Annotated in this window: 11 protein-coding genes; 2 read left to right on the forward strand and 9 right to left on the reverse strand. The window is 43.8% G+C overall.

Going from position 1 to position 13,046, the window contains the following annotated elements:
- Positions 1-8: 8 nt before the first annotated feature.
- Genes BM241_RS09410 through BM241_RS09430 form a run of 5 tightly spaced genes read right to left on the reverse strand, consistent with a single transcriptional unit; the run spans position 9 to position 7,593 of the window.
- The gene (locus BM241_RS09410) at positions 9-3,113 is read right to left on the reverse strand and encodes a DEAD/DEAH box helicase (protein WP_025747649.1); all 3,105 of its coding nucleotides are present in this window, start codon (positions 3,111-3,113) and stop codon (positions 9-11) included.
- A gap of 3 nt (positions 3,114-3,116) precedes the next feature.
- The gene (locus BM241_RS09415; RefSeq protein ID WP_025747650.1) at positions 3,117-4,109 is read right to left on the reverse strand and encodes a M42 family metallopeptidase; all 993 of its coding nucleotides are present in this window, start codon (positions 4,107-4,109) and stop codon (positions 3,117-3,119) included.
- Positions 4,109-5,131, reverse strand: coding sequence for a M42 family metallopeptidase (locus tag BM241_RS09420; protein WP_025747651.1), 1,023 nt, complete (start codon positions 5,129-5,131; stop codon positions 4,109-4,111). The genes BM241_RS09415 and BM241_RS09420 overlap by 1 nt, the downstream gene beginning before the upstream one ends.
- Positions 5,116-6,168, reverse strand: coding sequence for a M42 family metallopeptidase (locus tag BM241_RS09425; RefSeq protein WP_092282616.1), 1,053 nt, complete (start codon positions 6,166-6,168; stop codon positions 5,116-5,118). Before BM241_RS09425 ends, BM241_RS09420 begins: the two co-directional genes overlap by 16 nt.
- A gap of 30 nt (positions 6,169-6,198) precedes the next feature.
- Entirely contained in the window at positions 6,199-7,593 is a 1,395-nt protein-coding gene (locus BM241_RS09430) for a Mur ligase family protein (protein WP_092282617.1), read from the reverse strand.
- 212 nt (positions 7,594-7,805) lie between these two features.
- Between BM241_RS09430 and BM241_RS09435 the strand changes: the two genes are divergently transcribed.
- Positions 7,806-8,285: a QueT transporter family protein gene (locus BM241_RS09435; protein WP_025747654.1), complete on the forward strand. Its 480-nt coding sequence runs from the start codon at positions 7,806-7,808 to the stop codon at positions 8,283-8,285.
- Positions 8,278-8,682, forward strand: coding sequence for a preQ(1) synthase (gene queF / locus BM241_RS09440; protein ID WP_025747655.1), 405 nt, complete (start codon positions 8,278-8,280; stop codon positions 8,680-8,682). Before BM241_RS09435 ends, queF begins: the two co-directional genes overlap by 8 nt.
- Positions 8,683-8,689: 7 nt before the next feature.
- On the opposite strand, the gene BM241_RS09445 is transcribed toward queF, so the two are convergent.
- From BM241_RS09445 to BM241_RS12495, 4 genes are all read right to left on the reverse strand, one after another.
- Positions 8,690-9,868 (reverse strand): hypothetical protein, encoded by a 1,179-nt coding sequence (locus tag BM241_RS09445; protein ID WP_092282618.1) that lies wholly within the window; start codon positions 9,866-9,868, stop codon positions 8,690-8,692.
- 88 nt (positions 9,869-9,956) lie between these two features.
- The gene (locus BM241_RS09450; protein WP_025747657.1) at positions 9,957-10,709 is read right to left on the reverse strand and encodes a hypothetical protein; all 753 of its coding nucleotides are present in this window, start codon (positions 10,707-10,709) and stop codon (positions 9,957-9,959) included.
- Positions 10,710-10,919: 210 nt separating this feature from the next.
- Positions 10,920-11,876 carry a PfkB family carbohydrate kinase gene (locus BM241_RS09455; protein WP_092282619.1) on the reverse strand — a complete coding sequence of 319 codons (957 nt, stop codon included), beginning with the start codon at positions 11,874-11,876 and terminating at the stop codon, positions 10,920-10,922.
- Between the two features lie 697 nt (positions 11,877-12,573).
- The gene (locus BM241_RS12495) at positions 12,574-12,738 is read right to left on the reverse strand and encodes a hypothetical protein (protein ID WP_156925082.1); all 165 of its coding nucleotides are present in this window, start codon (positions 12,736-12,738) and stop codon (positions 12,574-12,576) included.
- Positions 12,739-13,046 lie beyond the last annotated feature (308 nt).

A 13,046-nucleotide genomic window follows, 5' to 3' on the forward strand; every position in this document is an offset into this window, starting at 1 on the left:
TGCCCCTCCTATTCATTCCGTACAGCCTCGCTTTCAAGAGCAAACAAATTTCTCAGCTCATCATCGCTGAGTTCAGTAAGCCATGCCTCTCCAGTACCCACCACTTTATCGGCCAAATCCTTTTTCCTTTCAATGAGCATGTCGATTTTTTCCTCCAGCGTACCTATACAGATGTATTTGTGCACCTGTACGTTTTTGTGCTGTCCGATTCTAAAAGCGCGATCAGTGGCCTGGTTCTCCACAGCGGGATTCCACCACCTGTCAAAATGGAAAACATGGTTTGCCTGCGTAAGGTTCAACCCCACCCCTCCTGCTTTCAAGGATAGCACGAATATATCGGGGCCTTCTTTGGTTTGAAACCGCTCTATCATATGGTCCCGTTCATCCTTTCGGACACCTCCGTGGAGAAACAACACCTCCCGTCGAAATGCCCTTTGCAGATACGTCTGGAGCATCTTCCCCATTTTGGCATACTGGGTAAATATAAGCGCTTTATCCCCTTCGCTCAATATCTCGTCAAGCATCTCAACCAAGCGCATAAGCTTGCCCGACCTGTTGTCAAGTAAGCTGCCGTCACCTAAAAACAGAGCGGGGTGATCGCAAATCTGCTTGAGCTTAGTGAGCAACGACAGAATCAATCCCCTGCGCTCGATACCCGTCGACGCGGCTATACGCTCCATGGTTTCCTCCACTACCGCTTGATACAAAGTGGCCTGCTCTTTGGTCAGGGTACAGTAAACCTTGTTTTCCTGTTTGAGCGGCAGGTCCTGAATGATGGCGGGATCGGTTTTTACACGCCTCAATATAAAAGGCTTGATCAGCTGCTTGAGCTGCCAGGCACGCCTTTCGTCCCCATGCTTTTCAATTGGAATGACAAACTTCCTGCGAAAACTCTCACGGCTACCTAGATACCCGGGATTTAAGAACTCCATAATAGACCAAAGCTCCATTAGTCGGTTTTCTATAGGAGTTCCCGTAAGAGCAATCCTGTATTCGCTCTTCAGTTTACGTACGCTCTGAGCCTGCTTGGTGGAAGGGTTCTTTATGTTTTGTGCCTCATCCAGCACTATACCCTTCCAATTGACCATGGCCAGGATATCCAAATCCCTGTGTACCAGATTATAAGTGCTTATAACCAGGTCGTGACGGGATGCCTTTTCGACGAACTCCTTACCCGTGGCCCTATCGGTGCCGTGGTGAATAAACGTCTTCAAGCCGGGAGCAAAGCGTGCTACTTCACGCATCCAGTTGCCCACCACCGAAGTGGGACATATGAGCAGCGTAGGCCCTCTCACCCCTAGGCATTCCCTCTCATAAAGCAGCAGCGCAATCACCTGAACCGTCTTGCCCAGCCCCATATCGTCAGCCAGGCAGGCACCAAAGCCTCGCTTTCTTAAAAAAGCCAGCCAGGAAAACCCACGAATCTGATACGGTCTCAATTTCCCACAGAAACCCGGTGGGGTATCGAGGATGGTATACGATTCACTGCCCGCCAATCCCTGCAGAAAGGTATGCAGCCACCCCTCAGAATCTATACCGGTGATGTCCGGACCATCGTCCTCAACATACATCACCATCCCAAGGGCTTCTTTAAGCGATACCTCCTTTACACCTTTCTGCCTCTCCAGCCACCTTATCACGGCTTCCATATCCCTCGGATTGAGTTCCACCCATTGCCCACGAATGCGCACCAGTGGTTTCTTCAGTGCAGCCAGCTGTTTAAATTCCTCATAATCAATGGTCTCTTCACCAATGGACAATTTCCAATCAAACTCTACAATGGAATCCAGACCAAACTGTCCAACCGAATCAACGTCTGAGTAATCCTGAGCAGGACGAAGCTTTAACCTTACCCCCGGCGTTCTTTTCTTCCTCTCCCGCCACCAGGAAGGGACAAGCACTCCAAATCCGCTGTCCTGAAGCAGTACCGATATCTCCTTCAAGAAAAAATACGCTTCATCGGTCGTAAGGAACATCCCCTCGGGTCGGGGCTCCATAAGTCCCCTCTCAAGGGGTGGATATATCTTAAGTATCTTCCCCAGGTCTTCAAGCAACCTCTCCTGCGGGTGCTCAAACTGCCTATTGAGCAAAGTGACAACCTTTCCGTTCATCTGCCATACATCTCGCGCCGATACCAGCAAACTTGGGTCATCGGTGGCCTGAAGATGAAATGACAGATACCAGTTTTCGCTCCCATCCCGGGGCTCTTCAAGGCGCAGGCAGGTACGGAAACTTCCCCTGTTTTCCCTCAAGACCGCAGTCCACTCTTTGAGCCCTTTCACCAATCCTTCGATTTGCCTTTTAGGTGCAATAATGCGCCGTTCCCTACCTCTCAAAGCATACAGCCACTTTCTCTCAACAGGAGCATTTTGATCAGGTTGGCTGACATCGCCCAACCAGGTACGGATGAGCTCATCGGTGGCTACACGCAAATAGTCCATGATAACGTCGTATGGCATTGCCAGTTCAGCATGTTGCTTCGGTTGCTTAATCATGCCACAGCATACCGGCGGCATAGCGCTTATAAGCCGTTTTAAAATCCCGCGGTCCTCTGGGTCCTCAAAAACCGGCTGCCATACAGCCACCACCCCTCCCTCTTCCCCTGGGGCCAAGGAGGGAATGAATTTCTGGCGGCACAGCATGCGCAGCACAAACCGTCCACACAGCACCCAAAAATTCCAGTCATCGCCAAAAATTAAATGGCCATCGCCGCTATCACCTTCATCGCCGTACTGTTCATCGTGGTTACATGCCACTATACCTTCGATGAAAGTGGGTATAGGAACAGACAAGCCGGTTATTTCCCAACCGGCCAACTTGTATTCCCCATTTTCGGATTCCGCAGATAACCCCGGTGAAGGCAGCGGCATACGCTTTCCGGTAGGCAACAAGATCCACAGCTTGTCCTCTTTGGCTACTTTGCCCCAATCGACACCTGGGTATAAAAGAGAAAGCAATGAAACGATTTTGCTTACAGGAGCTTGGAAGGGGTGAGGTATCCCCCCGGGATTTTTAGGCGGCCTCCCCCTCTTCCTTTGAGTACAGGAACCAAGCTCCTGCTCAGCCCATATAAAGAAACTCCTGCCCGTCCAAGCTACATGAAGTACAATCATAACTTAAACTTCTATTTCACCCTCCAATATATGCAGCATAAGCTTTACACCGTTTTCCATATCAGATGCATCCACCATCTCGCTGTCACTATGGACATGCCGGCACGGTATGGAAAGAACTCCCGAAGGAATACCTTCTCTGGTAAGGTGAATGGCCCCGGCATCGGTACCGCCGGCATCCAGTATCTCCATCTGATAAGGTATTCCGGCTTCCTGTGCCCTGCTCACCATCAAACTTCTGACCCTGGGATGTGCCAGCACCAAAGCATCCTTTACTTTAATAGCAGGCCCGCCCCCCAGCTTTACAGCCATGGGCCTGGATTTTGGCGTATCCCCCGTCAGCGTGACATCCACCGCAATCCCGATATCGGGGTTCAACGCATATGCGGAGGTCTTTGCTCCCCTGACCCCCAGCTCCTCCTGCACGGTAAACACGAAGTATATCTCATGGGGCGAAGCCTGAAGCCGCTTTGCGGTCTCTATGAGCAGCGCACATCCCGCCCTGTCGTCCATGGCCTTTCCGATATATCTGCCGCCATTTTCCGAAAAGGCCGAGTGATAGACCGCCACATCCCCTATGGATACCATGCTTTCCGCCTGTTCACGGCTGGAAGCCCCGATATCGATGTACATCCTCTCAAACTTGATGTCCCTTATATCGTCAATCTCCTCTTCATAGCTTATCACGCCGGTGACCCCATTTTTGAAGATCACCCTGCGGTGTATGCTGTCCCTGACCGAGACTCCGCCAACCCTTGTAAACCTCAAAAATCCTTTATCATCGATATGGGTTACCATAAACCCTATCTGATCCATGTGAGCGGCCAGCATGACCTTTTTGCCGCTGCCCTTTCTGACCGCTATCAGGTTACCCAGCGTATCTACCCTTATCTCGTCCACAAAGCCTTCGATCTCCTGACGGATAACGTCCCTAATAATCTCCTCATTGCCTGAAGGGCCGTATGCCTCTGTCAGTTTTTTCAGAAGCTCCTTCATTACAGCTCACATCCTTTCAGAAAGGCTGATATCAAGCGTATTGTATTCTTGTAATCAGTTAAATCCATAACCGAAGATGGGCTGTGTATGTAGCGACATGGTATGGATACCGTTGCCGTCCTTACGCCTTCCCTGGCCAAATGGATCCTGCCGGCATCATTGCCGCCCGATGCCCCCTTTTTAAGCTGAAAAGGTATCCCTTCCTTTTGGGCAGTATTTATGAGCATCTCCACCAATTCCTTGTTTGCATAAGAGGAACTGTCCATGATGGTGATGGCAGGACCTTTCCCCATTAAAGTAGTATAGAGGTGTTCCTCTACACCGGGAACATCGGAGCAGGTGGTAGCCTCAACCACTATGGCTATATCGGGGTTTATGCTGTATCCCAAAACCTCGGCTCCCCTTAAGCCCACCTCTTCCTGAACGCTGAAGCAGGCATATAAGTCAAAATCATACCTTTGCTTTTGCTTTATAAGCTCGATGAGCACTGCACAGCCCGCTCTATCGTCCAGCGCCTTGGCCTTAACCTTGTTGTCGCCAAACTCCACATAGCGGCTGTCAAACACCGCATAATCTCCCGGCTTTACTACCTGAGAGGCGTCCTCCTTCGAGGTAGCGCCTATGTCTATGTACATCTGCTTCACTTTAACGGCGTGCTCACGTTCCTCGGGCTCTTGAAGGTGAATGGCCTTGATACCCAGCACTCCCGGACATGCTTTTTCGCCCACCAGCACCCTTTTGGACACCAGCACGCGCGGATCTATTCCCCCTACCATCTTGAACCTCAACATGCCATCCTCGCCTATTCCGGTTATTATAAACCCCACTTCATCCATGTGAGCGCACAGCATGACCTTTTTGTCGCTGTTTGTGCCCTTCTTATAGGCTATAAGATTGCCCATCCTGTCGGTGTATATGTCATCGACAAAAGAGGATATCTCCTGCCTTATAAGCTGGCGAACCCGGCCTTCATCCCCAGATACGCCCCCGACCTCGGTTAGCATTTTCAGTAACTCAGCCATTCTTTCCAATCCTCCTTCAGCGAAGCGATAAAACGCGCCAGCAACCTTGCCGCCTGCTTGATGTTGTTCAAATTCAACGTCTCCACAGTCGTGTGCATATACCTCAAAGGTATCTCGATGAGAACGGTCGGAACCCCCCGACGGGATATCTGAATGGCCCGAGCATCGGTACCAGTGGGCCGTGGTTCCACCTCTACCATGTAATCCATCCCGTATTCCTTAGCTACGTCCATCAGCTTTTGCGTCAGCTTGGGGTGCATGTTGGGCCCTACCGCAATGACCGGCCCCTTATTCATGGAAAAGGTCTCGTCCCTGGGCGCATCCGGCATATCGCCGTGAGTGACATCTACCGCAATCCCTATATCGGGCTCAACCTTATATGCGCTTATGGTAGCTCCCCGCACGCCCACCTCTTCTTGGACGGTGGCTACAAAGAACACATCGGCAGCAAAGCGCAGGGCATCCAGCTCCTTCATGGTCTGAAAGAGCACTGCCACTCCCGCTCTGTCATCCAGTGACTTTCCGCTGACCATCTGTCCCCTCAAATCAGTTAGCGGGCTTACAAAGGTGATGGCATCGCCTATGTTGATAAGTTCCTTCACCTTCTCATAAGGCAACCCTACATCTATGGCCATATCCTTTATCTTGATGGCTTTCTTGGCGTCTTCCCTTTGCTGGATATGAGGGGGCTTGGCTCCAATGACGCCAAACAGCTTTTGCCTTCCATGGACCTCTACTTCCTGAGCTAGCAGTATGCGCGGGTCCACCCCGCCCACGGTGGTGAACTTTATAAAACCCCTTTTGTCAATATCGGTCACCATAAGCCCTATCTCGTCCATATGGGCAGCAATCATGACCTTGGGCATATCCCCTTTTATGACGTCGGTCTTACGGCCGTACACATTATAAAAGCGATCTATCCTGACCTCCTGGCAGTATGGCTCAAACGCCTGGGATATGAGCTGTGCAACCGCTTCTTCGTTGCCCGATATCCCCGGCACTGCCACCAGCTTGGCCAGAAAATCCTTGATTTCCATATCTATCCTCCTTACTAATTGCGTCAAGCCTTAAGAAATTACGGTGCTGAACCTCTCGTTAAAATCGGGTGGAGACAACACCAGTACACAGCCGTTTTCCCCAGCTGCCTCCACAGCCCTTTGAGCGGCCTTGTAGCAATCCATCTCATGACTTATAGCTGTATTTCCCATCTGCTGCGCTATGTTAAGAGCCGTGTCCATGGAGCTATGGGAAACATAATCGGTCACCAGTATACAGTGATGACTATGGCGATTGACTACTTGTCCTATCTCCCTGTATTTCGATACGTCAATGCGCCCGCCCACAGGAAGAAGCGTCACCATTTTGCCTTTCGTTTCGGCCTTCAACTCCGAATACAAAGCATTAAGCTCATTCACATCTGCGATATCCCTTACATAGATATCTACATTCTTATAATCGTCATTTTCTGTCTCAACAGGCACTCCGCTCTCGAAATTCTCAAGCCCTCGGCGGACAAGTTCCATATCTATGCCTTTCTTTAAGCACCAGGCAATGGTTGCCAAGGCATTATACACGTTGTGTATTCCGGGCACATTGAGCACCATATCCCAGCTGCCTTCAGGAGTCTTTACGGCAAAACGGCTGCCATGCGGCGTCAAATGTATATTCTGCGCATAGACATAGCCTTTATGGCAAATGCCGTACCCCACTACTGTACGCCCTTTAAGCTGATTGGCATAATAATCATCCACATTCAGAATTATGGGCGAGTTTACGCCCTTCAGGTGGTCTATCAAAGTTTTCCTTATTTCCAGATAATGGCTGTCAGCCCTGTGATTCTGAAAATATGTGTAAAGGTCGGTATAGATTATGCTGTCAAACCATATATGCCTCAACAAGTCCTTAACAATAGCGGTATATGAGCACTCTACCACGCCAATGCGTATGCCCTTTTCAATGGCTTCATGCAATAAAGGATTCAATGTCAGAGGGAAGATGGCATTCTTAAAGAGCCTACAGGGTTCACCTCCCATCTGACAATAGGTGTTGCCGATGATCACCCCATCCTGTTTTGATGCATCCAGCACCGACTTGATCATCCAGCCGACAGTGCTTTTGCCATGGGAACCAGTTATGCCCACAAGCTCTAGGATTTGAGAAGGATTATGATAAAAATTTCTAGCTACAGCCGATATAAACCGATTAATATGATAAGTTTTGATAAAAGTTGCGTTTAAAGGAATTATCTCCTGATCCTGACCGATACATATAGCTATAGCTCCTTTTTCGACAGCACGCCTTACTGCCTTTTCATAGGGAAGCTGGGTCATCTCGGGATCATAGATGAACAAATAGCCTTTTTTTACTTCTTCAGGATCAACAGTAATACCCGTTATATCAATTTTCCGAAAACCTACCAGTTCATAAACGGGTGTACTAGCCAGAAGTTCCTTTAAAAGCATACAACTCCACCTTTTCAATATATTTTTATTAATCCATTATAACATAGTTTTTTTTCGAAGACTACTATTTTGTAATCTTTCCTCAAGTGCATACTTGAAATAAAAGGCTTCCCATCACAACGAAAAAATATTATAATATATATAAAAGCAAGCGGACAAAAGCTTGCCCGGGTCGCAGCTACCCCGGTTAACAAAACAAGGAGGTTTTTTATATGTTCAAAAAAGCAAAAGATATCGCAGAGGTTTCCTTTGTTGCCTGCCTTTATGCCGTTATCACAGTAGCCTTCTCTTCAATCTCTTATCTCCCCACACAATTTAGAATGGGCGAACTTGTAAAACCCATTTCAACCTTTCGCAAAAAGTTTGCGGTATCCATGATGATTGGAAACTTTCTTTCAAATCTCTTCAGCCCTTTTGCCGGTCCAATGGAACTTATCTTTATGCCCGTAAGCAACCTCATAGGGTGTCTATTGGGTTATTATGTCGGTAGATACACAAACAAATTCGTGGGCTCAATATTCATTGGAATATGGATATCCGCCAGTGTAGCTCTCACTTTGAAAGTAGCCGCAAACTTTCCATTTTTCCAGACATTTGTCAGCGTTTTAATCGCCGAAACCATTTTAATGGCAATAGGTTATTTCATTATTTTGACAATCTTTAAAAAAGGGGGTTTTAAAATAGATGGATAAATACAGCAATAAAAGATTTGATGTTTATGGATATGATAGAATCGACACTGAGGTATTAGAAGCAATGGATTACGAATATCCCGGCAGGGATACCCTTGTGGAGTATTATACTGAGGAATTTTCATCTGTATGCCCCTGGACCGGCCTGCCAGACAACGCCAAATTGACTATTAAATATATACCTTCTAATAAGCTGGTGGAATTAAAATCGTTGAAGTACTATCTCACGTCCTATCGTAATGTGGGAATACTACAAGAACATGCGGTAAACAGGATATTAGATGATTTGGTAAATCTCATCAAGCCAAGGTATATGGAAGTCATAGGCGAATTTGTGGCAAGGGGAGGCATATCCACAAGGGTAACGGCCAAATATGATGGGAAAGAGAGACCTTGATATATTCTTAATTGTGTCTCTCTTTCAATCTTTCTATATGTTTTACTATTAGAGATCTATATCTGTTTTGACAGTATTCGGGCAGAGCATTATCTCCATATGCCAACTCCCGTAAAGCCCTGATCACGTTATCGATTCCTATTTTTTTAATTGCATAATCTTCGGCGCGCTCTTCTTGAATTTGTTTGATTTTTCGGAATATTAACAATATCAAACTAAAGACGGCAATCCCTATAAGGACTACTTTCCATAAAGGTAGCTTATCTGTAAAATATAGATAAGCAATACTGGATATAACAATAAAGGCTGTCCAAGGAAACAATAAAGGTGATAATAAAAACTTTATCTTAGCATAGGGATCTCTTATATGCCCTTCTTCATGCGCCACAATATACTGCAAAATTGCGTTGTTTTCAGCAATTAGAGGATTGATGTATATCTCATTTTTGTGTGCCAGACCGAGGGGAAATCGCCTTTCTAAAAATGGCATCATAGGGCATACATAAATTATAAAATCAGAGTGAATATTTTCGATTCTTTTTCTAAAAGTTGTAATTACTGAGGCTTTATATTGCCAATTCCAAGGCATTATTGAATAAGGAGAAAGATAGAATGTTAATACAACCATGCCAAATATCATTATTAGATTTTCTGAAAAATTGCCAGGAAGACCCATACTAGATAGTATTTTAGAAATATAACTGTTTAACTCAATAAAAGCCATTGGTGATATGATCAAAATTACTAAAGCAATCAAAATTACAATTATAGTTGTTATATAATCAACCTTTTTTATTGGTTCTTTATTTTCAATTCGTAGACGACTACCATAGGGACACAACGATACTTTTTTTAAGCCTGATAATACTACAAGATTTCTTTCGACTTCTTTAACCTTTAGCCCTTGCATAAGAAAAAACAGAGTAGAAAGTACACCTGAAGATAAATAATATTCTTTTCCCCGTATATTCTGGCCATTCTTATCTAAAAGAAATTTTGGTTTTCCCGAATAAATTAAATTTAAAAAAAGAGCACATGCAATATAAAGAATATTACGTGATAAATCATCACGTATAATACCGTTTCCTAATGGCATCACCAGTATTTTAATATTAAGCGATGAAAAAAGAATAGATATAAAAGCGGTGCGCGCTGTCCAAGCCGCCAATTCCGCCCAGGAAACCAATTTTATCCCTCCACCAGAAAAATACAACAAAGCCAACAGTCTTAATAAGCCCTATCTACCGATGAGGTATGAACGACATACAACTCTATCAATTCCTCCACCAATACCTGATCCGATTACCGGATACTTCGTATTTCATTCCTATTTCATCAAAAACCTCCAATAGTTTATCTCTTTTTGTCCTTACAAGGTTGTTGAAATCGGAAACCAACGCATTAACATCCCTTAAATATTGGTTTCTTACGTTACCGTCTGTGCTATTGACGACACGCAAACTTGTTTGTAAAATTTCATAGCACAAATCGGCTTCGGCCAATAAAATTTCATGGAATTCCTTCATCACATCCGGCGGATTAATGGATTTTAATTCTAAAATATCCTTATTGACCTGTTGAATATGCTTGTTAACCTCTTTTATATACTCATGGTGTAATTTCTGATTTTTTAAAAATTCATTGAATTTTGTAACGGCGTCGTTCAGCAAACTTTGTATCTGTTCTTCCTTTGGGTCAACAACCTTTAAATAATTTGCTACTTCCCTATGCCTTTCCGCTCCACGGTTAAATATACTTTCAACTGAAAAAAGGGGCTTCCCAGTTATTGAATACGCTATATGGTTTACCCATGTCGATATTGCATAGAAATTCCATAGAAATAGCAACAGACTCGCTATGCTTACACCAGATATTATCCTTCTTCTCCTTCTTTTCCTTGTTTCATAATAGTGGCTTATGAAATCCTTTTCGATATAGCTGTAAAATTTCTCATTTTCCCTGTTTTTCTGCTGTTTCTGGAATTCCCTAATTTGCCTTCTAAAATTTTTTTGTACTTCAGTGGGCATGGATCCCCACTCCGTCTCCCATGTGTTTTTAGGTAAGGTTACAAAAACTTACAGAAAAATCCACCATAAAAACATAAGAATCTATAAAAGTTTATCTGATACAAGCGAAAACTAAAAGACATTCGAACGCTAAAAACAAACTCATACTACTTTAATAAATAACACGCAAAAACCAAACAAACGAGATCAATAAAATCCCAGCCAAATCCTCTATTTCAACAATTGCTCCACCTCATCGATGGATGGCATAGCGGGTATACCGCCTCTTTTTGTTATGCACAAAGCAGCGGTGGCATTGGCAAATCGGATGATCTCTTCTAGCTGGTGGCAATCCATCTTTTCTATAGGACAATCTATTCTCGAGATATTGTAAAGCATCCCTCCCAGAAAAGCATCTCCTGCTCCTGTGGTATCCACCACCTTTACCTGATAGGCGGGAACATGCCCCCGTCCGCTCGAGTGCATATAATAACAACCTTGATCCCCCAGCGTCACCAAAACAAGCTTGACACCCATGTCAAATACAATTTGGGCGGCTCGTTCGATATCCGGCTCTTCTGTTAAGAGCTTCAGTTCTTCCTCCGACAACTTTACTATATCAGCATATCTTAAACCTAAAATCATCTTCTGCTTTGCCATATCAACATCCTTCCACAACGAGGGCCTCCAGTTTGGGTCGTAGGAGATGACCTTCCCGTTCTGCTTTGCATACTCGACCGCCTTCAGTGTAGCTCTTTCAGCAGGCTGATGTGTCATGGATAGTGAACCAAAATGAAATATTTTCCCTTTGTCTATTATGTCGGTCTCAACTTCATGCTCCTCCAGCAGAGTATCGGCTCCGGGATTGCGCAAAAACGTAAAGCTTCTCTCTCCTTTATCGTCAAGATGTACAAAAGCAAGAGTGGTGTTAGCTTGGCTTGTATATTTTAAGCCTCGAGTATCTACATTGTTGTTCTCAAGCATCTGCTTTAGAAAATGGCCAAAATGGTCATCTCCCACCTTGCCAATAAATGCACAGCTACCACCAAGTCTCGTAACCGCAACCAGTACATTCGCAGGAGCACCTCCAGGGTTCATCTCAAAAAGCGGATTCCCATTATCAGAAATGCCGGCAGGAGTAAAATCGATCAACAGCTCCCCTAAAGCGATTACATCATAACCATGCATTATAATCCCCCTAATCCATAAATTGTTTATTATTTTCAATATTCATTCATACAAATAAAAATGTGCCTAAGGACCCCTTCAAATACATACGATATAGACAAGCTCAATGCTTTTAATAAAAAAGGCCTACCTATGATAAAGAATTATAATTCTACAAAAGATTTCGATCTGCAATATCTCTCAGCCTTAATATACTTAATATATCCAAATCCTTATCTTTATTTACTAGATATTCTGATACCTCTGCATATACCTCAATGAAATACATTACAACTTAATAGTATTAGTTTATATAGTTTAGATATAGTTTAGAATAAGTTCTCAAAATACTCAAAATATAACCCGTTATTCGCTTATGGACGTTCACATTTTTTACAAATCCTCAATAAATTCCTAGCATGGTACATTGTTTATTATATTAAATTTTACAACAAATTTCAAAAATCCTATGATTTTCAATACTTCTTTTCTTCTAAGCAAATATCAATTATTTTCTTAATAAATAACCATTTTGCTCTTTTTAGTATCATGCTAGCACCATTGATACCGATAAGTATCAGCGCTAAAACAAAAATAACAAATTCTCCAATGGTAGCGTTAATTAATCGATCAAGTATCATTCCTATTAGAGCCGCAATTACAATCTTTATTAATCCAGATGCCGTATCATTCTCCAGTTTACTCTCGATATCAGCTTTTAAAAAGCTTTTAAATCATTATAATCATATTTTTGAAAATTACTTTTAAACTCCTTAATTTTGCTTAGTTTGTTCTCTAAATCAGGTGTTTTTTCCTTTTCAATATTTTTAAACAATAAATCATACTCTTTATTTGAAAAAATAAATTTACAAACGTTGAACAAATGCTATTCCCTCCTCTTTAACAAAATTGCTATCTATAATCTAACATCGTATAATTTTACATACACCTTTAGTCTTACGGAGGAAATTACACTATAATATTTTAACAAATTCCTAAATTATTTTATAATGCCCAGTTTTTAGGCAGATCAAGTCCAAATTTTTGTGTAAAATTCCCTCTGGCTAGAATCAGGTTAAATTATCACCACTAATCTTTAAATTTTACTGCTTCCGGCTTCTTTTAGGTCAAGGATTCGCTATCGCCGGGCTGCGCCCGTCCTTGACCTAAAAGAGCCTCCAGCAGTTTTAT

Origin of the sequence: Caldicoprobacter faecalis, from assembly GCF_900115765.1 — a bacterium.
Classification (GTDB): domain Bacteria; phylum Bacillota; class Clostridia; order Caldicoprobacterales; family Caldicoprobacteraceae; genus Caldicoprobacter; species Caldicoprobacter oshimai.